Here is a 22,988-nt window from a genome sequence, read left to right as displayed (position 1 = left end):
GAAGAAATGATCAGCGTCCCGGATGGTGGGCGCAGCCGGCCGGATCCCCGGCGGCCAGCGTGGCGGTGATCACCAGGGTGCCGTCCTCGGCCCGGAAGTCCAGCGGCGCGTCCAGCCGTCGCATCGCGGCGATCAGCCCGGTGTTGCCGCCCTGGGTCACCGCGTACACCGTGCGGACGCCGGCCGCCCGGGCCGTCGCCGACAGCCGCCGCAGCAGCGCCGCGCCCAACCCGTGCCGCTGCCAGTCGTCCTCGACCAGGACGGCCAGCTCGGCCTCGCCGTCGTCCCACATCAGGTGCCCGAGCGCGAGGATCCGCCCGTCCGGGGCGGCCACCGCGTAGCTGCGGCCGTGCCGCGGGTCCAGCAGGTGGTCCAGGTAGCGGCCGACGTCGCGGACCGGGCCGTGGTAGCGCAGCCGCAGCGCGGCGGGGGAGCAGCGCCCGTGCATCGCCAGCGCCGCCGCCCGGTCGGCCGGCCCGGCCGGGCGCAGCAGCAGCCCGGTCCCATCCGGCAGGGACAGCCGGGACGGGGCCTCCGGCGCCGGACCGGCGGCGCGGACGGCGGGCGGGTGCGGCCGCACGGTCCGGTACGGGCCGCCGGTGAGCGCGGGCGGCCGGGTGGCCTGGCCCTCGGGCGCCGCGCACCTGCGGTCGGACCTGCGGAAGGGCCGGTGCCAGAGCCGTTCGGGGCGAGTGCGTGATGCCTTCATGCCGCCGACGCTACCGACGGTGCGCTTCCGTTCGGTTACGTGATCGTGAACGGGCGAATGCCCGGGTGCGCGGCCGGGCGGGGTGGGACAGGGCGGGCCCCCGCCCGGGACGGCGGCACGGGTGGCCGGGACGGCATCGGCGCAGGTCGCGACCGGTGCCTCAGGCGGGTGGGACAGCGGGCGGCCGACGGTGGATGGCGTTCCCCGGTGCTCCTGGTGAGCAGGAGGCCACGCCCCGTACGGCCACACCCGTACGTCCACGCACCGAAGGCCGTTTCCATGCGCGACACCCCGTCCGTCCCCACCACCGACACCACCGACACCGCCGCCACCACCGGCACCCCCGCCGTCCCGCACGCCCGCCGGGCCCCGGTCGGCACCGCGCTCACCGGGCTGCTCGACCGGCAGGCGCGCACCCGGCCCGGCGCGCCGGCCGTCCTCGGCGCGGGCGGCGGCCTCACCTTCCAGGAGCTGGCCGGCGCCGCCCGCCGGCTGGCCGCGCGGCTGCGCCGCCTGGGCGCCGTCCCGGACGGCTGCGTCGGCCTGTACGTCGAGCCCTCCGTCGAGCTGGTCGCCGGGGCCTGGGGCGTGCTGTACGCCGGGGCCGGCTACCTGCCGCTGTCGCCGGAGTACCCCGAGGACCGGATCCGCTACATGGTCGAGGACAGCGGCACCCGGATCGTGCTGACCCAGGCGCACCTGCGCGAGCGGCTGGCCGCGCTGGTCCCGGCCGGGACCGCGGTCGTCACCTTCGAGGCCTGCGAGGACGCCGCTCCGCTGCCGGAGGCGGCGGCGGAGGAGGCACACGAGGAAGCGCCCGAGGCGGCCGCCGAGCCGGAGTCGCTGGCCTATGTGATCTACACCTCGGGCAGCACCGGCCGCCCCAAGGGCGTGATGATCGAGCACCGCTCGGTGGTCTCCCAGCTGCGCTGGATGCACTCCGCCGGGCACCTCGCCCCCGGGACCACCGTGCTGCAGAAGACCCCGATGAGCTTCGACGCCGCGCAGTGGGAGATCCTCGCCCCGGCCGTCGGCGCCCGGGTGGCGGCCGGCACGCCCGGCCTCTACCGGGACCCGGAGGCGCTGGTCGCCGCCGTCCGGCGGCACGGGGTGACCGCGCTCCAGTGCGTGCCCACCCTGCTCCGGGCGCTGCTGGACACCGAGGGCTTCGCCGACTGCACCGGCCTGACCCGGGTGTTCTCCGGCGGCGAGGCGCTCTCCCGGCGGCTCGCCCGCGACCTGGGCCGCGCCCTCCCGCAGGCGGCGCTGGTCAACCTGTACGGCCCGACCGAGTGCACCATCAACGCCACCTGGCACCTGGTCGATCCGGCCGATCCGGCCGACGGCGCCGGCTCGGTGCCGATCGGCCGACCGGTGGCCGACACCCAGTGCCACGTCCTCGACGAGGAGCTGCGGCCGGTCGCCGCCGACGGCGTCGGCGAGCTGTACATCGGCGGCGTCCAGCTGGCCCGCGGCTACCTGAACCGGCCGGAGCTGACCGCGGAGCGGTTCGTCCGCTCCCCGTTCGCCCCCGGCGAGCGGCTGTACCGCACCGGCGACCTCGTGCGGTGGAACCCGGACGGCACCCTCCAGTTCGCCGGCCGGGTGGACAACCAGGTCAAGCTGCGCGGGTACCGGGTCGAGCTGGACGAGATCGCCCGCGCGATCGAGGAGCACACCTGGGTGCGCCGCTCGGCCGCGGTCGTCACCGGGGACGACCGCACCGGGCACCCGAACCTGGTCGCCTGCGTCGAGCTCAACCCGCGCGAGGCCGCCCTGATGGACCAGGGCAGCCACGGCGGCCACCACCAGTCCAAGGCCAGCAAGCTCCAGGTCAAGGCCCAGCTGTCCGACCCGGGCCTGCGCGACCGGGCCCGGCTGGCGGGCCGCGAGCGGGTTGAACTGCCCGGCCGGAAGGAGACCGACGCCCAGCGCCGGGAGGCCTTCGCCCGCAAGAGCTACCGCTTCTACGACGGCGGCGCGGTCACCCGGGACGACCTCACCGCGCTGCTCGCCCCGCGCCCAACCCGCACCTTCGGCCGCGACCTGGAACTGCTGAGCCTGCCCGAACTCGGCCGCGTCCTGCGGTGGTTCGGCCAGTTCCACAGCGAGGAGCGGCTGCTGCCCAAGTACGCCTACGCCTCGCCCGGCGCGCTGTACGCGACCCAGCTGTACCTGGAGACCGGCGGCCTGGACGGGCTCGCGGCCGGGCTGTACTACTACCACCCGGTCGAGCACGTCCTGGTCCGGATCGGCCCCGCCGGGGCGCGGCCGGGCCCGGATGGCGGGGCCTACCTGACGCTGCACTTCTCCGGGAAGCACGGCGCCATCGAGCCGGTCTACAAGAACAACATCCGGGAGGTGCTGGAGTTCGAGACCGGCCACATGCTGGGCGTCCTGGCGGAGGTGCTGCCCGAGTACGGGCTGGACGTGCGCCCGATCGGCCTCGACCCGGCGGCCAAGGACCGGCTGGACGTCGCCGAGGAGGACCACTACCTGGGCGCCTTCGCGGTCGTCCGGGCCGGCGGCCCGGCGCGGGACGAGGGCACCGAGCTGTACGTCCAGGCCCACGAGGGCCGGGTGGACGGCCTGCCGGGCGGCCTCTACCGGTACGCCGACGGCGAGTTGACGCACGTCTCGGAGGAGGTGGTGGAGTCCCGGCACGTGATCGCGATCAACCAGGCCGTCTACGCCCGGGCCTCGTTCGGCATCACGGCCGTCGCCCGCGCCGAGGAGGAGTGGCTGCGGTACATCGTGCTCGGCACGGAGCTGCACCGCCTCCAGCGCAACGGCCTGGGGCTGGGCTTCATGTCCTCCGGCTACAGCTCCAAGTCCGGCCACCCGCTGCCCGCTTCGCGCCGCATCGACGAGATCCTGGCCGGCCGCGGCATCACCCCGGGACCGTCCTACTTCTTCCTCGGCGGCAAGGTGAGCGAGGAGCAGATCCGCAGCGAGGGCATGCACGAGGACGCCGTCCACATGAAGGGACCGGCCGAGCTGATCAAGGACCAACTGGCCACCCTGCTGCCCGACTACATGCTGCCCAACCGGGTGCTGGTGATGGACGCCCTGCCGCTCACCGCCAACGGCAAGGTGGACCTCAAGGCGCTGGCCGCCTCCGAGGCCGTCCGCACGGCCGACGTGCGCGGCGCGTACGTCGCACCCGCCACCGGGTACGAGCGGTGGCTGGCCGAGGCCTGGGGGCGGGCGCTGGGGTACCAGGAGGTGTCGGTGACGGACGAGTTCTTCGCCGTCGGCGGGAACTCGCTGATCGCCGTCGCCCTGGTCCACCGGATCAACCGCGAGTTCGGCGTCGCGCTGCCGCTCCAGGTGCTGTTCGAGTGCCCCCGGCTGGGCGACCTGGCCGCGCGCGTCGAACGGGCCTGCGGCGAGGGCGGCGAGCGCGCGGGCGGGGGCACCGGCGGGAGCGCGGCCTCCCGGCTGGTGCCGCTGCACCCGGGGGCGGCCGACCGGGCCGTGTTCTGCTGGCCCGGACTGGGCGGCTACCCGATGAACCTGCGGCCGCTCGGCCGGGAGGCGAGTGCGGGCCGGGCCTTCTACGGCGTCCAGGCGTATGGCGTCAACCCGGGCGAGACGCCGTACCCGACCATCCGGGAGATGGCCGCCGCCGACGTCGCCGAGCTGCGCCGGGTGCAGCCGCGGGGGCCGTACACGCTGTGGGGCTTCTCCTTCGGCGCCCGGGTCGCCTTCGAGGCGGCCTGGCAGCTGGAGCGCGCCGGGCAGCGGGTGGAGCGGCTGCTGCTGATCTGCCCCGGCAACCCGAAGGTGCGCCGGGACGACGCCCGGTCGTGGGGCCGGGAGGCCTCGTACGCCAACCCGGCGTACCTGACCATCCTGTTCGGGGTGTTCGCCGGCCGGATCAGCGGCCCCGACCTGGAGCGCTGCCTGGCCGAGACGGTGGACGAGGCGACCTTCGTCGCCTCCGTGCACCGGATGCTGCCGGAGCTGGACGAGGAGCTGATCCGGCGGATCACCGGGATCGTCGGCGAGACCTACGAGTTCGAGTACAGCTTCCGCGAGCTCGCCGAGCGGCGGCTGGAGGCGCCGGTGACCGTCTTCAAGGCCGCGGGCGACGACTACTCCTTCATCGAGGGCAGCACCGGCTACTCCGCGGCTCCGCCCACCGTGGTCGACCTGGCGGGCGACCACTACGGGGTGCTGCGGGAGCACGGGGTGGCCGAGCTGGCCGCCGCGATCCGGGAGGTGGAACGGACGGGCCCCGGGGAGCCCCCGGGCCGCTGATCGGATGATGTGGACACGCTCACGGATGGCTCAGGATCCGTGAGCGGGGGAGCCCCTTCGGATAGGGATGGCTCGGCTTTTCCGCCGATCCCGTCTCCTCCGAAGGGGCTTTCCGATGTCCGTGAAGAACTCCGCACTGGCCACCGCCTGTTGCGCCCTGCTGCTCGCCCTGCCGCTCGCCCTCGCCCAGTCGGCCGCCGCCGACAGCAACGGCCCCAAGACGCCCGAGGAGGCCGCCACCTGCCACCAGGTGCTCGGCGCCCTGCTCGGCGGCTTCGGGCCGATGCTCGGCGAGGCCGTGTGCGTCGTGCAGCCGGCCGACAAGGGCTGACGCCTCACGGGAATCCGCCGCCGGCGGTGGCCGCCCTCCTCGGGCCGCCGCCGGCGGAGCCGGATCCCGGGCCCGCGCCGGGTGCGGGGCCGCCGGAGGCCGGCTCCGGATTCGCCCGGCCGGCCCACCGGGCGCGGGCCGGTCGTGGCGGCGGTCGGGTGCCGGGCCGACGATGAGGGGGCGGGGGCGGGGCGGGGGCGAGAAGGGAGCAGGACCGTGCAGGAGTTCCTGGTCGAGATCACCACCAGCGTCCCCGAGGGCACCGCCGAGGAGGAGGTCGACCGGCGGCGCGCCGCCGAGGCCGTCCGCGCCCGCGAGCTGGCCGCCACCGGCCACCTGGCCAGGCTGTGGCGCCCGGTCGGCGAACGGCGCAGCATCGGCGTCTGGCTGGCGGCCGACGAGGCCCGGCTGCGCGCGGAGGTGCTCGGCAGCCTCCCGCTGCGGCCGTGGATGACCGTCGTGGTGACCCCGCTCGAACCGCACCCCAACGACCCGGGCCCGGCCTGAGGCGACGGCTCAGGCGATGCGGGTCGGCGCGTCCTGGAGGGTGTGGCCGGTGGCGGTCAGCAGCGTCGTCAGGACGGCCGGGGTCACCGGGTGCTCGGTGCGGAGGTAGAGCTCGTCGGCGGCGGGGTGGGGGTGCACGGAGAGCAGCGTGATCCGGTGGTCGGCGAGCGTCGTGCCGGTGTGGGCGAGGGCCGTGGTGCGCACCCGCCAGAGCGCGACCGGGGGCGGGGCGTGCGGTGACCACCAGCTGTGGAGCAGGGCGGTGGCGAGCAGGGCGAGCGCGGAGGCGGCCACGACGACCGGGCCGTCCGGGCCGTGGACGACGATCTTGGCGATGAGGTCGGCCGCCGTGACGGAGAGGAAGACGGCGGCGAGTTCGACGGTGTCACGGCGCCAGCGGTGGGTGCGGCGGGCACCGGGGCCGGCGGGGGCACGGAGGGGAGAGGGCTTCGAATGCTCCATGCCACCACCGTGCCCGACCGGTGTTTCCCGGTCGGGCATCCGTCGTGACCGGCCGGTTACGGTCCGCGCCGGGGTGTTACGGGAGGAACGCGCGGGGCCGAGTGGGGAGGCCGGGCCGCCGGTGGTCTAGCCGAGCAGGTCGCGGGCCGCGGCCTTGACCTCGGCGAGCAGGAGGTGGAGGTCGGCCTCCGTCGTGGCGGCGTTGAGGAGGCAGGCGCGGAGCAGCTCGGCGCCGTCCAGGCGGGCGCCGGTGACGAAGACCCGGCCGCGCCGCTGGACGGCGGCGGGGAGGTCGCGGTTGAGGGCGTCGCGGGCGGCCCCGTCCCGGCCGGGGGCGCGGTGGCGGAACGCCACGATCGAGGTCTGCACCTCGGCGAGCAGCTCCAACTCCTCGTCCGCTTCGACGAGTTCGCCGAGCCGGCGGGCCAGTGCGGTGCACCGGGCGATGTCCCGGGCGAGCCCGGCCCGGCCCTTGTGGGCGATGGTGGCCCAGACCTTGAGGGCCCGGAAGGGGCGGGTCTGCTCGGTGCCGTACTCGGAGAACCAGCCGAGCGCGCCGGCCGACTCGTCGCGCAGGTAGGACGGGACGAGGCTGAAGGTGCCGCGCAGTTCCTCGGTGTCGCGGACCAGCGCGCAGCCGCAGTCGACCGGGACGCCGAGCCACTTGTGCGGGTCGAGGGCGAGCGAGTCGGCGCGCTCCAGCCCGGCGTAGCGGTGGGCGATGGCCGGGTCGAGCCGGCCGAAGGCGCCGTACGCGCCGTCCACGTGCATCCAGAGGCCCTGCTCCTCGCAGAGGTCGGCGATCGGGCCGAACCCGTCCACCGCGCCGGCGCCGACGGTGCCGGCCGAGGCGACCACCAGGAAGGGCAGCAGGCCGGCCGCGCGGTCGCGCTCGACGGCCGCTCGCAGGTCGGCGGTGTCCAGCCGGCCGTCGGGGCCGGTGGCCACGGTGCGCAGCTGCCGGCTGCCGAGGCCGAGCAGCTCGGCGGCCTTGCGGACGCAGGAGTGGGTCTCGCCGGTGACGTAGCCGACCAGCGGCGGCAGGCCCGCCAGGCCCTCCTCGCGGACGTCCCGGCCGGCCCGCCGGGCGGCGCGGTTGCGGGCGGCGGCGAGGCAGACGATGGTCGCCATCGAGGTGCCGGAGGTGAGCAGGCCGCCGCCGGCCGGGTGCGGGAAGCCGACCAGTTCGGCTATCCAGCGGACCACGGCGCGCTCCAGGTGGACGTCGGCGTGGTCGCCGCCGGCCGAGCTGGGGTTCATCGCGGAGGCGGCGAGGGTGGCGAGCACCCCGGCGGGGGCGGGGGCGGAGTTGACCCAGCCGAAGAAGCGCGGGTTGCCGTTGCCCATCGGGTACGGCAGGACGTCCCGTCCGATGGCGCCGATCAGCTCGTCGAGCGGGCGGCCCTCGGCGGGCAGCGGGGCGTCGAGCAGGGCCCGGCGGGCGGTCTCGTCCATGGGCTGCCAGACCGGGCGTCCGGGCAGGTCGGCGAGGTAGTCGGAGACGAGGTCGGCGGTGGAGTGGGCGGCACGGCGGAAGTCGGCGTCGGTGACGTCGGTGCCGGTGACGTCGGTGCCGGGGGAGTCCTCGGTGGTCATGGCGTGCTCCAGGGAGGCCGGGGGACGGGCTGGGCGAGGCGCGGCGTCCTTGGCGCACCCGGGTCAGGCGATGATCGGGTGATCCTACGCAAGCAGGCCCGCACCGTGCGGTGCGAGCCTGCTTGCTGAGACCCGGGGGCGTCGGTCCGGGGGACCGGGGGCGTCAGTCCAGCGAGCTGGACAGGCCGCTCGCCGAGCGGCAGTAGCCCTGCATCTCCTTGTTGGTGATCTTGGCGCAGAGTCGTCCGGCCGCGCCCCCGTCGGTGTAGTTGACCGTGTAGTAGCTGACCAGGCCCTCGGCGCAGGCCTTGCGCTGCCAGCCGTCGGCGGCGGTCGCGCACTGCTCGGACGCCCAGTCCTCGCGGTCCAGGTTGTACTTCATGGTGCGCGAGCCGACACCGCGGCTGCAGTCCACCGCCCCGCCGCTGGCCTTGCCGTTGAGGCACCACTTGAGGGCCTCGGCGTAGACCTCGGGGTGGTTCGGGTAGTCGTGCGAGGAGAGGAAGAACGTCGGGGCGTAGAAGAAGCAGGCCGACTGGAACAGCGACGGCTGGTCCTTGCACGGGTAGAGCGGGTCCTGGGCGAGCTTGTCGGCGGGCAGGTTGGCCTTGGCCTGCTCGTCCTCCTCGTCCGGGCCGAAGAGCTGCATGAACAGGCCCTCGGAGCAGCGGATCCGGTTCTGGTCGGAGGGGAACTTGTTGCACAGGTCGCGCGCCTTGGCGACGTCCTGCTTGGCGACGAACATGGTGCCGTGGCCGACGCCGTGGATGCAGGGCCCGGTGTTCTTGGGCGCGCAGAGCTTGAGCAGGTCCGTCTCGGGCTGGGTGGAGGCGTTGAGCATCTCCTCGACCGCGCCGTGCAGGTAGCCGGCCGCGCAGGTCTCGTGCGGGAAGGAGATGACCTTCTGGAAGTCGGCGTTGAAGCGCTTGACCGCCGCGTGGCCGAGCTCGTGCGCGATCGGGTGGCAGAAGCGCACGGTGTACGGCTTCTCCTTGGTGATCTTGTCGAGGTCGGCCAGGGCGACACCGGGGTCGGTGGCGTCCATCTCGGCCATCACCTTGTTGCGCAGCGTGGAGCGGGTCCACACGGCGGGGTCGCCGGTCGGGGTGGCGCTCGCGGGGCCGGCCGCGGCCGGCCGGGCGCCGGCGGCGGGGGCCCCGGGGGCGACGGCGGTCAGGGACGCGGTGGCCGCCGCGGGCGACCAGTCGGTGACGGCCACCGACCCCAGGCCCAGGACGCCCAGGAGCAGGGCGGTGAGAATCGCGAAGACTCGCGGCTGCATGACGGGATCCCCCGGCGGATCGAGGTGAACGTTTCGCTCCCATCCTGACGGCACGTGAGCGGTAAGCCGCGATTTCGCCCGCCAATCGGGAGGTGTCGGCGACGCTATCGCACCGTGGGACCTCCGGGCCCGGCGGGATGGTTCCGCACAATCACCCGGACGGAGTACGGGGGCGCGGGCGTCGCCGGGTGCGCCGTTCGGGTGGCGGCACCCGCGCCCCACACGTGTTCAGGCCCTGGCGGTCAGAGCTCCAGCGTCACCCGGTACTCCGTCAGCCAGGCGTCGAAGTCCAGCGCGAGGTCGACGGCCAGCCGGACGGACTGCGGGTCGGTGTCCGGGGCGAGCGCGTCGGCGAGGCGCCGCCGGTCGAGCAGGTCCAGGGCCGGGGAGGTGCGCTCGACGGCCAGCCGGGCCAGTTCGGCGCGCAGCTTCGCCGGGTAGTGCGGGTCGGTGGTGACCGGGTACGGGCTCTTCGCCCGCTCGGCGACCGCGGCCGGCAGCACGTCCCGGACGGCGGCGCGCAGCAGGCTCTTCTCCCGCCCGTCGAAGGACTTCATCGCCCACGGGGCGTTGAAGACGTACTGGACCAGCCGGTGGTCGCAGAACGGCACCCGCACCTCCAGGCCGTTGGCCATGCTCATCCGGTCCTTGCGGTCGAGCAGGATGCAGACGAAGCGGGTCAGGTTGAGGTACGAGATCTCGCGCATCCGCCGTTCGAGCGGATCCGCCTCCGGCAGGTGCGGGACCTCGGCGACCGCCTCGCGGTAGCGGGCCCTGCGGTAGCCGTCCAGGTCGAGCTTGCGGAGCAGTTCGGCGTCCAGGAGGTGCTCGCGCGGGGTGGCTCCGCCGCCGGCGATGCCGGTGAGGCCGAGCGCCCAGGGGAAGTCGTCGACGGCGATGGTGGCCGGGTCGTGGAACCAGCGGTAGCCGCCGAAGAGCTCGTCCGCCGACTCGCCGGACAGCGCGACGGTGGAGTGGCGGCGCACGCCCCGGAAGAGCAGCAGCAGCGAGGTGTCCATGTCGCCGACGCCGTTGGGCAGGTCACGGGCGCGCAGCACGACGGAGCGCCGGGCCGGGTCCGTCAGGTCGGCCGCGTCCAGCTCGACGACGCTGTGGTTGGCGCCGACGTGGTCGGCGAGCAGCCGGGCGAACGGGCCGTCCTGGGTCTGCCGGACGTCGTTGGCGTTGAAGGTCTCGCTCTGCCCGGCGAAGCCGACGGAGAAGGAGCGCACCGGGCCGGCCCCGGCCGCGCCCAGGGTCCGGGCGGCCAGGGCGGTGACGGCGCTGGAGTCCAGGCCGCCGGAGAGCAGCGAGCAGAGCGGGACGTCCGCCTCCAGCTGACGGTGCACGATGTCGTCCAGCAGGGCCCGGACGGTGGCGACCGTGGCCTCCAGGCTGTCGCGGTGCTCGCGCGCCTCCAGCGCCCAGTAGCGGCGGACCGAGAGGCCCTCGCGGCGCACCCGCACGACGTGCCCGGGCCGGACCTCGTGGATGTCCCGGTACGGGGTGAGCCCCGGGGTGCGGGCGTAGCCGAGCAGTTCGCGCAGCCCGTCCAGGTCCACCACCGGGCGGACGGCGGGGTGGGCGAACAGGGCCTTGACCTCGGAGCCGAAGACCACGCCGTCCGGGGTGCGGTGGTAGTACAGGGGTTTGACGCCCATCCGGTCGCGGACCAGCAGCAGCTCCTCGCGCCGGATGTCCCAGACCGCGAAGGCGAACATGCCGTTGAGCCGTTCGGCCAGGTGCTCGCCCCACTCCAGGTAGGCGCGCAGCACGACCTCGGTGTCGCTGCGGGTGCGGAAGCGGTGCCCGGCCGCCTCCAGTTCCGCGCGCAGTTCGCGGTGGTTGTAGACCTCGCCGCTGTAGGTGAGCACGGCCAGCGTCCGGCCGTCGTGCTCGACCGTCATCGGTTGGACGCCGCCCGCGATGTCGATCACCGCGAGCCGGCGGTGGCCGAGCACGGCGTGCGGCTCCAGGTGGACGCCGCCGGCGTCCGGGCCGCGGCGGGCCTGGGTGGCCGTCATCGCGTCGATGACCCCCCGTTCGGCGGTGAGGTCGCGCTCGAACGCGACCCATCCGGTGATCCCGCACATCAGCAAGCCTCCGGTCTTCCGCTTCGTGTTCAGGGGGTCACGCTACGTGCGGAGTTGGCGCCGCTTCAAGGGGCTTTCGGGAACAGGGGCGAACGGGTGGCCGTTCGACGGCCGAATGTGAAGGAGTCGTGGATGTGGTCTGAAAGTCGTAATGTCTGCCCGATTTCGGGCAGAAACTTTGGCTTCGGCGGCCGGCCCGACCTAGGCTCCACACTCGTGCCGAGCTCACCCCACCCCCACGAAGACCTCCTCGCCCACCTCACCCGGACCAGCCCGCTCGGGCCCCGGGAGGCGGCGCGGGTCGTGGCGGAGGTGCTGGCGTACTTCTCCGAGAGCACCGAGGAGTACGTGCGCCGCCGCCACACCGAGCTCCAGGCACGCGGTCTGACCAACGAGCGGATCTTCGCCCGGCTCACCGAGGAGCTGCCGCAGCGCCGGGTCTCGGCGCCGGAGCTCTCGGCCCGCCAGCTGCGGCGGATCGTCTACGGCTGAGGCGGCCGAGGCGGCTGAGGCGGCCGAGCGCCCGTCGCCCTCACCGCGCTCGCTGCCCACTGCCCTCGCTGCCCTCAGCGGGCTGACCGCTCTCGTTCCCGACCTTCCGAAGACTTCGAAGAGGAGACCACGCATGTGCGGAATCGTGGCCTACATCGGCCCCAAGGACGCGACCCCCTTCCTGCTGGAGGGGCTGGCGCGGCTGGAGTACCGCGGCTACGACTCGGCTGGTGTCGCCGTCACCGGGCGCAGCGGCGGGATCAAGCTCCGCAAGGTGAAGGGCCGGGTCGCCGACCTGGCCGCGGCCGTGCCGGCCCGGTTCAAGGGCACCACCGGCATCGGCCACACCCGCTGGGCCACCCACGGCGTCCCCAGTGACGCCAACGCGCACCCGCACCTGGACAACGCCGAGCGGATCGCCGTCGTCCACAACGGCATCATCGAGAACGCCGACGAGCTGCGCGCCAAGCTCGCCGCCGACGGCGCGGTGTTCCGCTCCGAGACCGACACCGAGGTGCTCGCCCACCTGATCGCCGCGAACGTGGCCGAGGGCGTCGAGCTGGAGGACGCGGTGCGGGCCGCGCTCGGCCGGGTGGTCGGCACCTACGGCATCGCGGTGCTCGACGCCGAGCGGCCGGACCGGATCGTCGTCGCCCGCAACGGCAGCCCGATCGTGCTGGGCATCGGCGAGAAGGAGATGTTCGCCGCCTCGGACGTCTCCGCGCTGGTCCGCTACACCCGCCAGGTCGTCCACCTGGAGGACGGCGAGCTGGCCACCGTCCGGGCCGACGGCTTCCGGACCTTCACCGAGGACGCCCGCACCACGCACCGCCAGCCGTCCACCGTGGACTGGGAGGTCGACTCCTACGACACCGGCGGCTTCGAGCACTTCCTGCTCAAGGAGATCCACGAGCAGCCCGGCTCGGTCGAGCGCACCCTGAGCGGCCGGCTCGACGAGCGCTTCGCCACCGCGCACCTCGGCGGCCTCAACCTGGACGCCCGGGAGCTGCGCGAGATCCGCCGGGTGAAGATCCTCGGCTGCGGATCGGCCTACTACGCGGGCGAGATGGGCGCGCAGCTGATCGAGGAGCTGGCCCGGATCCCCGCGCACAGCGAGCCGGCCTCCGAGTTCCGCTACCGGAACCCGGTGATCGAGGCGGACACCCTGTACGTCGCGGTCAGCCAGTCCGGCGAGACCTACGACACGCTGGCCGCCGTCCAGGAGGTCAAGCGCAAGGGCGGCCGGGTGCTCGGCGTCGTCAACACGGTGGGCAGTGCTATCGCCCGAGAGTGTGACGGCGGTATCTACCTGCACGCCGGTCCGGAGGTCTCGGTCGCCTCCACCAAGGCGTTCACCTCCACCGTGGTCGCCTTCGCGCTGCTCGCCCTGCACTTCGGGCGCATCCACGACCTGTCGCCCGCCGACGGGCGCCGGATCGTTTCCGCGCTCAAGGCGCTGCCCGACCAGATCCGCGAGGTGCTGGAGCAGAGCGAGGCCATCGCCGGACTCGCCGCCGAGTACGCCGACTCCGCGGGCATGATGTTCATCGGCCGGGTGCGCGGCTACCCGGTGGCCCGCGAGGGCGCGCAGAAGCTCAAGGAGATCTCCTACGTGCACGCCGAGGCCTACCCGGCGAGCGAGCTCAAGCACGGCCCGCTGGCGCTGATCAGCCCCGAACTGCCCACCGTGGCACTGGTTCCGGACGACGAGCTGCTGGACAAGAACCTCACCACGCTGGGCGAGATCAAGGCCCGCTCCGGGCGGGTCATCGCCGTCGGCCACCGGCGGCCCGAGGAGAAGCTCGCGGACCACTGCATCCTGGTGCCCAAGAGCGAGCCCGAGCTGGACCCGCTGCTGCTCAACATCCCGCTCCAGCTGCTCGCCTACCACGCCGCCGTCGCCCTGGGGCGGGACGTGGACAAGCCGCGCAACCTCGCGAAGAGCGTGACGGTGGAGTAGTCCCCCGGAGCCTCGGGGGAGGGCGTCCTCGGAGCGGAGGGCGCTCGTCACGGACCCGCGGGTCCCGGTCGCTGTGCGGACGGCCGGGGCCCGCGTTCCGCTGTCCGCGGGTCAGAAGACCGAGCAGCCGGACAGGGTGGTCAGGGTGTCCAGGGCGGCGACCGCGGCGACGGAGTTGCCGGCCTGGTCCAGGCGCGGGCCCCAGGCGCACACGGCGGCGCGACCGGGGAGTATCGCGAGGATGCCGCCGCCGACGCCGCTCTTGCCGGGCAGGCCCACACGGAACGCGAACTCGCCGGCGGCGTCGTAGGTGCCGCAGGTGAGCAGGACGGCGTTGATCCGCTTGGTCTCGCTGCGGGACATCAGCCGGGTGCCGTCGGCGCGCACGCCGTACCGGGCGAGGAAGGAGCCGGCCAGCACCAGGTCGCGGCAGCTGGTCGCGACGGCGCAGTGGGCGTAGTAGTGCTCCAGGACGGTCTCGACCGGGTTCTCCAGGTTGCCGTGGCTGGCGATGAAGTGGGCCAGCGCGGCGTTGCGGTGGCCGTGCTCGGCCTCCGAGGCGGCGACCACCAGGTCGGTGTCCAGCAGCGGGTTGCCGGACTCGCGGCGCAGGAACTCCCGTACCGCGCCCGAGGCGTCGCCGGTCATGGTGTGGAGCCGGTCGGTGACCACCAGGGCGCCCGCGTTGATGAACGGGTTGCGCGGGATGCCGTGCTCGGTCTCCAGCTGCACCAGGGAGTTGAACGGGTTGCCGGACGGCTCGCGGCCGACGCCCTGCCAGAGCGTGTCACCGCCGTAGGCCACCGCGAGGGCGAGCGAGAACAGCTTCGAGACGCTCTGGACGGAGAACGGCCGCTGCCAGTCCCCGACACCGTGCAGCTCCCCCTCGACGGTGGCGACGGCCATGCCGAAGGCCTCCGGGTCGGCGGTGGCGAGGGCCGGGATGTAGTCGGCGACCCGGCCCCGGCCCGTGGTCGCCCGGGCGGCCGCCTCGGCGGCCTCCAGCAGGACCGGCCAGTCCAGGTACTCCCCGCCGGGCACACCGTTCAACGCTTCTCCTCCACCGGCACCGACTGGGAACACGACCGGGACCGGGCGCGCGGTGCGGGTGCGTCCGGTCCGACCAGGATTATCCGTGTTTCGGGCGGGTGGGTCGGGAGGGGGGTGGGTGGTTCGCCCCGCGAGGCGTCGAGGACGGTGGTGCCGCTCGGCGGTGTGCGGCGGCGTGCGGGCCGGCTACGGGGCGTTGGTGGGGGCCTGGACGGGCGGGCCGGTGAGCAGGGTGCCGGTGTCCGAGTACGGCCAGCCGTTGGGGACGCAGCCGTGCAGCCCCTTGATCTGCTGCATCATCACCGGCGCCGGGGCGCCCGGGCCGGGGCAGTCGACGTGGCCGTTGCCGAGGATGTGGCCGACCTCGTGGTTGACGGCCAGCGCGTGGTATTGCTCGGGCCTGCCCTGGTAGAACTCGGACAACTCGGTCCAGCGGGTGAGGTTGACGACCACCTGGTGGGTGACGCCGCAGTTCACCCAGCCGCCGGTGTCCAGCCCGTACTGGCCGCAGATCCGGTCGGTGGACTTCGGGGTGGCCAGGTAGACGGTGAAGTCCACCGGGTCGGCGGGCATCCGCTGGAACGAGGCCGTACCGCCGGCCGCCCAGCCGTGCCGGACGTCGCCGAGGACCGCGTCCACCTCGGCGGCGAACTGCGCCGGGCTCTCCGCGATCCCGTCCTCCACCCGCACCTTGTAGCGGTACAGGTGCTCGCCGGTGCCGAAGCGGGCGGAGCCGCCCGGCGCGGTGGTGAACGCCAGCCGGTCACCGTCCCCGCCGCTCCACGGCTGCCACCAGAGCAGCCCGGCGGTCAGCGCCGCGACCAGCGCGAGGGCGGGCAGAGCGTGCCGGGGCTTCCAGCGGGGCAGCCGCTCGGGCGCCCTCACCGGCCCGCTCCCGCCGCGGCCAGATGGCCGTACACGCCGCGCAGGGCGGCGTGGGCCATCAGGAGGGCGGTGGTGTCCGGTCGGGCGTGGATCGGGGCCAGGGTGGACATGGCGGAAGTGCTCCAGGACGGGATCGGCGGGCCGGGGCGGCCGATCGGCGACCGGGCCGTCGCCCGGTCGTGCGAAAGGGTGGTACCTGGAGGAACGGGGCGGGGTGCGGCGGCGGTTCAGGGCGCCTTCGCGGTACGGGGCGCCTTCGCGGTTCGGGCGGTGGCGTGCGCCACGGTGCCGGCCCCTGTCGGACGGGAGGCCCGGGTGGTTCCCGGAACCGCTCGATGGTGTCACCCCGGCGGCGTGTCCCTGGGCGGCGCCGTCGGATTCGGGTGTCGTAGGGCGGGTCGATCCGTCCGGGTCGGCCCTGTCCCGAGCGAGCTGCCATCGGAGGCGCCGTCATGTCCACCACCGCTGTTTTCACCGTCGACGGCATGAGCTGCGGCCACTGCGAGAAGACGGTCAGCGCCGGGCTCGCCGTCCTGCCGGGCGTCACCGACGTCAGTGCCGACGCGCCGAGCGGCCGGGTCACCGTGGCCTCCGCGCAGCCGCTGGACGAGGCCCTGGTCCGCCGCGTCGTCGACGGGGCCGGGTTCACCTTCGTCGGGCAGGCCTGAGGGCGGTTCCGGGGGTGGGGCGGTCCGGGGGTGCGGTGCCGGGGGCGCGGGGCCCGTCGGCTGTCGTCGACGGGCCCCGCCGCTGTCCCGCAGGCCGGGCTCAGCCCATGCTCTTCGCGCCGTCCAGGGACTCGCGGATGATGTCGGCGTGACCGGCGTGCTGGGCCGTCTCGTTGGCGATGTGCAGCAGCACCCGGCGGGCCGACCACTCGGCGTCCGCCTCGAACCACGGGGCCTTCGGCAGCGGCTGGGTGGCGTCCAGGTCGGGGAGGGTGGCCACCAGCTCGTCGGTGCGCACGGCCACCTCGGCGTACGCCGCGAGGACACCGGCCAGCGTCTCGCCCGGCAGCATGCGGAACTCGTCCGCGCGGCGGGCGAAGTCCTCCTCGGTCCAGGCGGTGAAGTCGGGCATCGCGGACGGGCCCTGCACGATGAACTCCGCCCAGAGCCGCTCGACGCTGGTCACGTGCTTGATCAGGCCGCCCAGGCACAGCTCGCTCGCACACGTCCGCAGGCCGACCTGCTCGTCGGTGAGGTCGCGGGTGGTGAAGCGCAGGAAGTGCCGCTGCTTCTCCAGGGCCGCCAGGAGGTCGGCGCGCTCGCCGGCGAGGTTCTGCGTGGCGGCGGGGGTGGTGGCGGCGGGGGTGGTGGTCGTGGTCATCGTCATGGCCTTTCGCTGGGTTCCTGCTACGGGTTCCTGCTCCCTCGGACAAGAACAACGCTACGGACCATTGCGGTCACTTCCTGTCCTGAATCCCAGGGAGAATCGACGCATGGCGAACACCAGCACGCGGACGCTGCGACTGCTCTCCCTGCTCCAGACCCACCGGTACTGGCCGGGCGACGAACTGGCCGACCGGCTCGGCGTCTCCGTCCGCACCCTGCGCCGCGACATCGACCGGCTGCGCGAACTCGGCTACCCCGTCGAGGCCCAGCGCGGCGTCGACGGCGGCTACCAGCTCGCGGCGGGCGCGGCGCTGCCGCCGCTGGTGATCGACGACGAGGAGGCGGTGGCCCTCGCGGTCGGCCTCCAGGCGGCGGCCGAGAGCCCGGTCGAGGGCGTCGCCGAGGCCTCGGCGCGGGTGCTGGCGAAGGTGGTCCAGGTGATGCCGGCCCGGCTGCGCCGCCGGGTCGAGGCGCTGCGCGCGGTCACCGTCCCGGTGGACTGGGGGACGCGGACGGGCACGGGCGTCGACCCGGACGTCCTGACGGTGGTGGCACTCGCCTGCCGGGACGGCGAGCGGGTGCGGTTCTCGTACACGGCCGCCGACGGGCGCGGTACCGACCGGCACGTCGAACCGCACCGGCTGGTCTGCCTGAACCGCCGCTGGTACCTCGTCGCGTACGACCTCGACCGGGCCGACTGGCGCAGCTTCCGCCTCGACCGCCTCACCGCCCCGACCGGCAGCGGCGCCCGCTTCGCCCCCCGGACCCTCCCGGCGGCCGACGCGGCGGAATTCGTCCGCGCGGGCCTCAACAGGATGCCCCGACCGCACCAGGTGGAGGCCCTGATCGAGGCACCGGCGGAGTTCGTCCGCGCCCGCGTCGGCCGCTGGGGCACCGTGGAACCCGTCACCCCGCACCGCTGCCGCCTACGGATGACCGCCGACTCGCTCGACTGGCCCGCCATGGCCCTCGGCTCCCTGGGCGCCGAATTCCAGGTACTCGCCCCGGACGCCCTCCGGACCCTGCTCACGGACTGGAGCACCCGCTTCGCCCGCGCAGCGGCGGAGGGGGAGTAGGCGTAGGAAGTCGGCCTGGCCGACTTCCGGCGTCGGCAGTCCGCGCACCCCGCTGCCCCTGGCTGTTGCTTGCCCGGCCCCGGTGCTCGCCCCTGTCCCTGGGGCGCGGCCGGGGTGGGTGGTGGCGTGGGAAGTCGGCCCGCCGACTTCTGGTGTCGGCAAGGGGTGTGGTGTGCCGCTCTGACGGCCGCTTCGTCGTGGTCCGCTGCTTCGGTGCTTGCCATGGGCGGACGACGGCCCGTTGCGGCGGAGTAGGAAGTCGGCCCCGCCGACTTCTGGTGTCGGTAGTCCGTGCATCCCGCTGCGCCTGGCTGTTGCTTGCCCGGCTCCGGTGCTCGCCCCTGTCCCTGGGCTGCGGCCGGGGTGGGGGGTGGCGTGGAAAGTCGGCCCGGCCGACTTCTGGTGCTGACGGTCCGCGCATCTTGCTCCGCTTCTGTCCTCACCTTCGGCCTTGCCCTTGCCCTCGGCCTCGGCCTTCGCGTTCGCTCCCTCCCCGGGGCGCGGCCGGGGGCGGTTGGCGGTGTGGAAAGTCGACCGGGCCGATTTCTGGCGGGTGGCCATCGGCACATCACCGCCTCGGCCCGGTGCCGGCGTCGGAAGTCGCCCGGGCCGAGTGCCGGTGTGACCGGCGAGTGTGCCCCGGCCACCGAATGCCGTACTTCCGGTCTGAGCAGCTGTGGCGGCATGGCCGGTGTTGGTGGAGCAGGAAGTCGGGCCCGTCGACTTCTGGTGCCGCCCTGGGCGGGTTCGGGTTTGTGGCGGGCCGGTAGGTGGCGTGGGAAATCGGACCCGTCGACTTTTGGCGCGGGCCCTGGGCGGGTTCAGGCCCAATGGCATTTGGCGTGGGCGTGGGTGCCGCGTGGGCGTGGGGGGCGGTGGCGGGTCGTGGCGTGGGAAGTCGGCATGGCCGACTTCTGGTGCTGACAGTCCGCGCACCTTGCTGCGCCTGGCGGAGTTTGCCCCGCCTCTGCCCCCACCCTCGGCCTTCGCCTTCGCCCCGTCCCTGGATTGCGGCCGAGGGTGGGTGGTGGTGTGGAAAGTCGGCCCGGCCGGCTTCTGGCGTCGGCAAGGGGTGTGGTGCACCGCTCCTGCGGCCGCTTTGTCGTGGCTTGCTCTTCTGGCGCTCGCCCTGGGCAGGTGACGGCCCGTTGTGGCGGAGTAGGAAGTCGACCAGGCCGACTTCTGACGGGTGGCCGTTGGGGCGTTAGCGCCTCGGCCCGGTGCAGGTGCTGGCGTCGGAAGTCGCCGGGGCCGAGTGCTGGTGTGGCCGGTGAGTGTGCCCCTGCCACCGAATGCCGTGCTTCCGGTCTGTGCAGGTGTGGCGGCATGGCCGGTGATGGCGGAGTAGGAAGTCGGGCCCGTCGACTTCTGGCGCCGGTCTGGGTGGGTTCGGGTTCGTGGCGGGCTGGTGGGTGTAGTGGGAAATCGGACCCGTCGACGTACGCGCGGGCGTGGGGGACCAAGTGGGGCTTGTCAGGTGGGGGTGGGGCGGGTCCTTGTGGGCGGGGTGGCGTGGGAAGTCGGCATGGCCGACTTCTGGTGTGGTTGTGGTGAGAGCGGGTCGGGTGGGGCCTGATGTGCTGTCGGCGCTCGGCATGGCCGGGTTGTGGTGGCGGAGTGGGACGTCGGGGCCGTCGGCTTTTGGTGTGGGGGTCAGGGGGCGATGGCTTCGAGGGTGGCGCGGAGGTGGGTGAGGACGGTGGGGAGGGTGGGGAGTGGGGGTGTGGCGAGGGCGAGGCGGAGGGCGTTGGGGTGGTGGGGGGTGGTGGCGAAGGCGTCGGCGGTGGAGATCAGGATGCCTTCGGCGGCCAGGGCGGCGGCTGCGTGGTCGGGGCGCTGGTGGGGTTCGAGGGTGAGCCAGAGGATGTAGGAGGTGGGGTGGGCGGTGGTGGTCAGGCCGGCCAGGGCGGTGCGGGCGATGGACTGGCGGGCGGCGGCGTCGGTGCGGCGTTCCTGTTCCAGCCGGGCGACCGTGCCGTCGGTGAGCCAGCCGGTGGCGAGGGCGGTGATCAGGCCGGGGGCGCCCCAGGCCGCCGCGCGCAGGCTGGTGGTGGCGGCCCGGAGCAGGTGGTCGGGCAGGACGGCGAAGCCGAACCGCAGGCCCGGTGCCACGCTCTTGGAGAGGCCGGCCAGGTAGCAGGTGCGTTCGGGGGCGAGGGCGTGCAGGGGCGGGGGCGGGGCGGCCTCCAGGAAGGCGTAGGTGCCGTCCTCGATGAGGGTGAAGCCGTGGTCGGCGGCGAGCCGGACGAGGCGTTCGCGCTGTGCCGGGGCGAGCACCCAGCCGAGCGGGTTGTGGACGGTCGGCTGGGTGTACACCGCCCGTACCGGCCGGGTGCGGCAGAGCCGGTCGAGTGCGTCGAGGTCCGGGCCGTCGGCGGTGACCGGGACGGGCGCAAGGTCCAGTCCGTGGGCGGCGGCGAGCAGTTTGATGCCCGGGTAGCCGAGCGCGTCCACGGCGAGGACGTCCCCGGGGCGGGTGAGCGCGCGCAGGACGCAGTCGAGGGCCTGTTGCGCCCCGCTGGTGAGCAGGACGTTCTCGGGTGCGGTGTCGATCCCGCGGTCCAGCAGGTGGGTGGCCACCGCGGCCCGGTCGTGCCGGTGGCCGCCCGGCGGGTGCTGGCGCAGCAGGGCCTCGGCGTCGCCCGAGGAGGCGAGCGCGCGCAGGGCCTGCCGCAGCTGGTCGCCCTGCCCGGGGGAGAGCGGCTGGTTGAAGGAGAGGTCGGCCACCCGGGGCACGGGGAGCGCGCGGGAGGGTTCGAGGCCGTCGTAGCCGGAGCGCAGCCGGACGAAGGTGCCGCGGCCCTGCTCGCCCACCACCAGCCCGGCGGCGGCGAGTTCGGCGTACACCCGGGTGGCGGTGGCGAGGGCGATCCGCCGCTCGCGGGCGAGGGTGCGGTGGGTCGGCAGCCGGGTGCCGGCCGGGAGCGCGCCGGAGCGGATGGCGGTCGCGTACTCGTCGACGATGGCCTTGTAGGAGGGCGGTCGCACGGGTTACCTGCCCTTCCGGGGAGTGGACGGTCCGGGCACGGGCGTGCACAGGCGTGGACGGGTGCGTACCGGAGTGTATCCAGGACAATAAGTGGATTGTCCTGGACCGGTGTTCCTAGCCTCGTCACATCCAGCAGCGAGGCCAGGAACGGAGCACGCGCCCATGACCATCCGCAGCGAGCGGGACCGGCACGTCGTCACCCTCACCATCGACCGGGAGAAGAAGCTCAACGCCCTCGACTACCCGACGATCGACGCGCTGCTCGCCGAGCTCGACCGGATCGACGCCGACGACACCGTCCGCGCCGTGATCCTCACCGGCGCCGGCAGGCGGGCGTTCAGCGCGGGTGCCGACATCCCGTCGCTGGCGGCCAGCATCGCGGGCGGGCCCGAGCGGGCGCTGCGCGAGTTCGTCCGGCGCGGGCACACCCTCACCCGGCGGATCGAGGAGTTCCCCAAGCCGGTCATCGTGGCCGTCAACGGCCTTGCCTTCGGCGGTGGTTGCGAGATCACCGAGGCCGCCCCGCTGGCCGTCGCGGCCGAGCACGTGACCTTCGCCAAGCCCGAGATCTCGCTCGGCTTCCCGCCGCCCTTCGGCGGCTCGCAGCGGCTGCCCCGGCACGTGGGCCGCAAGCGCGGCCTGGAGATGATCCTCACCGGTGACCCTGTCCCGGCCGCCCGCGCCGCCGAGATCGGCCTGGTCAACTCGGTCGTTCCGGCGGACGAACTGCTGGACACCGCACGGGATCTGGCCGAGCGGATCATCCGGCACGCGCCGACCGCCGTGGCCGCCTGCCTGCGGGCGGTGACCCGGGGCATCAACCTGCCGATCGACGAGGGGCTCGCGGTGGAGGCGGCGGCCTTCGCGGCGACCGTGCCGACGGACGGTGTACGGGACGGGATCCGGCGCTTCCTGGACCGCTCGTCCTCCGGTGGCAGCTCGTCCTCCGGTGCGGAATCCTGAGGCGGTACCGGAAAGTTGTTGTCGGCGGGCGACTGGGGGCTGATCATGGCGGGATGTCGGATCTACTCGCCCGTGTGACCGCCTTCCGCGCCGCCTTCGCCCGCCGCCAGGCGGCTGAGACCGTCGAACTGCCGGAGTTCCCCGGGGTGTTCGCCGTTCGGGACGCGGCGTTCGGTCAATCGGAGGAGCACAACCGGCTGATCGTCGAGGGCCCGGGCACCGACCCGGCGGTGCTGCCCGAGCTGGCCGCCCGGTGGTTGGGGCGCCGCCACCGGTACCGCGTCACGGTGCTGGACCCGGAGTCGGGCGAGCGGGCCGCCCCGGTGCTGGCGGCGGCGGGGTGGGAGCGGGAGAGCGTGGTGGTCCTGGCCCGGTCGACGCTCGGCTGCCGGCGGCCCGAACCAGCCGCGCTCCCCGTCGAGTTGGCCGAGGTATGGGAGGCGGTGCTGCGCCAGCAGCGGGAGTGGATCGAGGACGAGGAGCTCGCCCGGCAGCTCACCGACCGCCGTTCCGCCCGGCTGCGCGGTGCCGAGCGGGTGCACTTCCTGGCCGCTCGGACGCCGGCCGGCGAGGTCGCGGCCTGGAGCGACCTCTATCTCGAACCGGCCGTCGGACTGGGCCAATTGGAGGATCTGGTGACCGGTTCGCGGTACCGCGGTGCGGGGCACGGCGACACCCTGCTGGCGACCGGCCTGGCGCTGGCGGCCGAGGCCGGTGTCCCGCAGCTGTTCCTGCTCGCGGACGCGGTGGACTGGCCGCGTGAGTGGTACGGCCGCCGGGGTTTCGAGGAGATCGGGCGCGGCCACGCCTTCTACGGTCGGTGACGGTCGGGGTGCGGGGCGGTGGCACGGTCTGCTCCGCCGGCCGGAGCTGCCAAGGCAGTTGCGCTGCGAGGCGGCGCACGCCGTGCGGGCGGGGGACCGCGTGCGCGGCCTGCTGGACGTTCTGCCGGAGGAATTCGCCCCGCTGCGGACGGCGAGCTCCGGGTAACGGGCG

Annotated in this window: 18 protein-coding genes; 9 read left to right on the top strand and 9 right to left on the bottom strand. The window is 74.2% G+C overall.

Annotated elements, in window-relative coordinates; translation table 11 throughout:
- Positions 1 to 10: 10 nt before the first annotated feature.
- Complete coding sequence (locus tag ACLWS4_RS16945; RefSeq protein ID WP_416874491.1) at positions 11 to 709, bottom strand: GNAT family N-acetyltransferase; 699 nt, start codon at positions 707 to 709, stop codon at positions 11 to 13.
- 279 nt (positions 710 to 988) lie between these two features.
- Here ACLWS4_RS16945 and ACLWS4_RS16940 point away from each other — a divergent pair, with 279 nt between their 5' ends.
- The 3 genes from ACLWS4_RS16940 (at position 989) to ACLWS4_RS16930 (ending at position 5,810) form a co-directional block, all read left to right on the top strand.
- Positions 989 to 4,972, top strand: coding sequence for an amino acid adenylation domain-containing protein (locus tag ACLWS4_RS16940; RefSeq protein WP_416874490.1), 3,984 nt, complete (start codon positions 989 to 991; stop codon positions 4,970 to 4,972).
- Positions 4,973 to 5,087: 115 nt separating this feature from the next.
- Positions 5,088 to 5,303, top strand: a complete 216-nt coding sequence (locus tag ACLWS4_RS16935) for a hypothetical protein (RefSeq protein ID WP_049658393.1) — start codon at positions 5,088 to 5,090, stop codon at positions 5,301 to 5,303.
- Between the two features lie 216 nt (positions 5,304 to 5,519).
- Positions 5,520 to 5,810, top strand: coding sequence for a muconolactone Delta-isomerase family protein (locus tag ACLWS4_RS16930; protein ID WP_388046288.1), 291 nt, complete (start codon positions 5,520 to 5,522; stop codon positions 5,808 to 5,810).
- Between the two features lie 9 nt (positions 5,811 to 5,819).
- On the opposite strand, the gene ACLWS4_RS16925 is transcribed toward ACLWS4_RS16930, so the two are convergent.
- The 4 genes from ACLWS4_RS16925 to asnB all read right to left on the bottom strand — a co-directional run bounded on the left by ACLWS4_RS16925 (position 5,820) and on the right by asnB (position 11,243).
- Positions 5,820 to 6,272 carry a hypothetical protein gene (locus ACLWS4_RS16925; RefSeq protein ID WP_049658391.1) on the bottom strand — a complete coding sequence of 151 codons (453 nt, stop codon included), beginning with the start codon at positions 6,270 to 6,272 and terminating at the stop codon, positions 5,820 to 5,822.
- Between the two features lie 126 nt (positions 6,273 to 6,398).
- Positions 6,399 to 7,868: a pyridoxal phosphate-dependent decarboxylase family protein gene (locus ACLWS4_RS16920; protein ID WP_416874489.1), complete on the bottom strand. Its 1,470-nt coding sequence runs from the start codon at positions 7,866 to 7,868 to the stop codon at positions 6,399 to 6,401.
- Positions 7,869 to 8,031: 163 nt separating this feature from the next.
- Positions 8,032 to 9,150, bottom strand: coding sequence for a hypothetical protein (locus ACLWS4_RS16915; protein WP_074004551.1), 1,119 nt, complete (start codon positions 9,148 to 9,150; stop codon positions 8,032 to 8,034).
- A 242-nt stretch (positions 9,151 to 9,392) separates the two neighbouring features.
- Complete coding sequence (gene asnB, locus ACLWS4_RS16910; protein ID WP_074004552.1) at positions 9,393 to 11,243, bottom strand: asparagine synthase (glutamine-hydrolyzing); 1,851 nt, start codon at positions 11,241 to 11,243, stop codon at positions 9,393 to 9,395.
- Positions 11,244 to 11,459: 216 nt separating this feature from the next.
- Here asnB and ACLWS4_RS16905 point away from each other — a divergent pair, with 216 nt between their 5' ends.
- Entirely contained in the window at positions 11,460 to 11,735 is a 276-nt protein-coding gene (locus tag ACLWS4_RS16905) for a hypothetical protein (protein ID WP_049651654.1), read from the top strand.
- A 133-nt stretch (positions 11,736 to 11,868) separates the two neighbouring features.
- Entirely contained in the window at positions 11,869 to 13,695 is a 1,827-nt protein-coding gene (gene glmS / locus ACLWS4_RS16900; protein ID WP_049651653.1) for a glutamine--fructose-6-phosphate transaminase (isomerizing), read from the top strand.
- Between the two features lie 111 nt (positions 13,696 to 13,806).
- On the opposite strand, the gene ACLWS4_RS16895 is transcribed toward glmS, so the two are convergent.
- Together ACLWS4_RS16895 and ACLWS4_RS16890 are read right to left on the bottom strand one after the other, a co-directional pair.
- Positions 13,807 to 14,718 carry a glutaminase gene (locus ACLWS4_RS16895; protein WP_416874553.1) on the bottom strand — a complete coding sequence of 304 codons (912 nt, stop codon included), beginning with the start codon at positions 14,716 to 14,718 and terminating at the stop codon, positions 13,807 to 13,809.
- 213 nt (positions 14,719 to 14,931) lie between these two features.
- Positions 14,932 to 15,630 carry a DUF3152 domain-containing protein gene (locus ACLWS4_RS16890; protein WP_416874488.1) on the bottom strand — a complete coding sequence of 233 codons (699 nt, stop codon included), beginning with the start codon at positions 15,628 to 15,630 and terminating at the stop codon, positions 14,932 to 14,934.
- Between the two features lie 452 nt (positions 15,631 to 16,082).
- Here ACLWS4_RS16890 and ACLWS4_RS16885 point away from each other — a divergent pair, with 452 nt between their 5' ends.
- A complete protein-coding gene (locus ACLWS4_RS16885) occupies positions 16,083 to 16,298 on the top strand; it encodes a heavy-metal-associated domain-containing protein (RefSeq protein ID WP_049651651.1) in 216 nt (71 codons plus the stop codon).
- Between the two features lie 100 nt (positions 16,299 to 16,398).
- Here ACLWS4_RS16885 and ACLWS4_RS16880 read toward each other — a convergent pair whose 3' ends face one another.
- Positions 16,399 to 16,959, bottom strand: a complete 561-nt coding sequence (locus ACLWS4_RS16880) for a DinB family protein (protein WP_074004668.1) — start codon at positions 16,957 to 16,959, stop codon at positions 16,399 to 16,401.
- 112 nt (positions 16,960 to 17,071) lie between these two features.
- On the opposite strand from ACLWS4_RS16880, the gene ACLWS4_RS16875 reads away from it, so the two are divergent.
- A complete protein-coding gene (locus ACLWS4_RS16875; RefSeq protein WP_049651650.1) occupies positions 17,072 to 18,040 on the top strand; it encodes a helix-turn-helix transcriptional regulator in 969 nt (322 codons plus the stop codon).
- A 1,653-nt stretch (positions 18,041 to 19,693) separates the two neighbouring features.
- Here ACLWS4_RS16875 and ACLWS4_RS16870 read toward each other — a convergent pair.
- The gene (locus ACLWS4_RS16870; RefSeq protein WP_416874487.1) at positions 19,694 to 21,028 is read right to left on the bottom strand and encodes a PLP-dependent aminotransferase family protein; all 1,335 of its coding nucleotides are present in this window, start codon (positions 21,026 to 21,028) and stop codon (positions 19,694 to 19,696) included.
- Between the two features lie 163 nt (positions 21,029 to 21,191).
- Here ACLWS4_RS16870 and ACLWS4_RS16865 point away from each other — a divergent pair, with 163 nt between their 5' ends.
- Together ACLWS4_RS16865 and ACLWS4_RS16860 are read left to right on the top strand one after the other, a co-directional pair.
- On the top strand, positions 21,192 to 21,992 hold the full coding sequence (locus ACLWS4_RS16865; RefSeq protein WP_416874486.1) for a crotonase/enoyl-CoA hydratase family protein: 801 nt from the start codon (positions 21,192 to 21,194) through the stop codon (positions 21,990 to 21,992).
- A 53-nt stretch (positions 21,993 to 22,045) separates the two neighbouring features.
- On the top strand, positions 22,046 to 22,816 hold the full coding sequence (locus ACLWS4_RS16860) for a GNAT family N-acetyltransferase (protein ID WP_416874485.1): 771 nt from the start codon (positions 22,046 to 22,048) through the stop codon (positions 22,814 to 22,816).
- Positions 22,817 to 22,988 lie beyond the last annotated feature (172 nt).

It is taken from the genome of Kitasatospora sp. SC0581 (genome assembly GCF_048159585.1).
Taxonomy (GTDB): Bacteria; Actinomycetota; Actinomycetes; order Streptomycetales; family Streptomycetaceae; genus Kitasatospora.
Note: the sequence above shows the minus strand (reverse complement) of the source record. Positions and strands in the feature narration are given on the sequence as shown.

Bases quoted from the DNA above. Each gene is read 5' to 3' on its own strand.
- ACLWS4_RS16925 (WP_049658391.1), bottom strand. From the start codon at position 6,272: ATGGAGCATTCGAAGCCCTCTCCCCTCCGTGCCCCCGCCGGCCCCGGT.
- ACLWS4_RS16860 (WP_416874485.1), top strand. From the start codon at position 22,046: ATGTCGGATCTACTCGCCCGTGTGACCGCCTTCCGCGCCGCCTTCGCC.
- ACLWS4_RS16940 (WP_416874490.1), top strand. From the start codon at position 989: ATGCGCGACACCCCGTCCGTCCCCACCACCGACACCACCGACACCGCC.
- ACLWS4_RS16885 (WP_049651651.1), top strand. From the start codon at position 16,083: ATGTCCACCACCGCTGTTTTCACCGTCGACGGCATGAGCTGCGGCCAC.
- ACLWS4_RS16865 (WP_416874486.1), top strand. From the start codon at position 21,192: ATGACCATCCGCAGCGAGCGGGACCGGCACGTCGTCACCCTCACCATC.
- ACLWS4_RS16935 (WP_049658393.1), top strand. From the start codon at position 5,088: ATGTCCGTGAAGAACTCCGCACTGGCCACCGCCTGTTGCGCCCTGCTG.
- asnB (WP_074004552.1), bottom strand. From the start codon at position 11,243: ATGTGCGGGATCACCGGATGGGTCGCGTTCGAGCGCGACCTCACCGCC.
- ACLWS4_RS16875 (WP_049651650.1), top strand. From the start codon at position 17,072: ATGGCGAACACCAGCACGCGGACGCTGCGACTGCTCTCCCTGCTCCAG.
- ACLWS4_RS16920 (WP_416874489.1), bottom strand. From the start codon at position 7,868: ATGACCACCGAGGACTCCCCCGGCACCGACGTCACCGGCACCGACGTC.
- glmS (WP_049651653.1), top strand. From the start codon at position 11,869: ATGTGCGGAATCGTGGCCTACATCGGCCCCAAGGACGCGACCCCCTTC.
- ACLWS4_RS16880 (WP_074004668.1), bottom strand. From the start codon at position 16,959: ATGACCACGACCACCACCCCCGCCGCCACCACCCCCGCCGCCACGCAG.
- ACLWS4_RS16945 (WP_416874491.1), bottom strand. From the start codon at position 709: ATGAAGGCATCACGCACTCGCCCCGAACGGCTCTGGCACCGGCCCTTC.
- ACLWS4_RS16915 (WP_074004551.1), bottom strand. From the start codon at position 9,150: ATGCAGCCGCGAGTCTTCGCGATTCTCACCGCCCTGCTCCTGGGCGTC.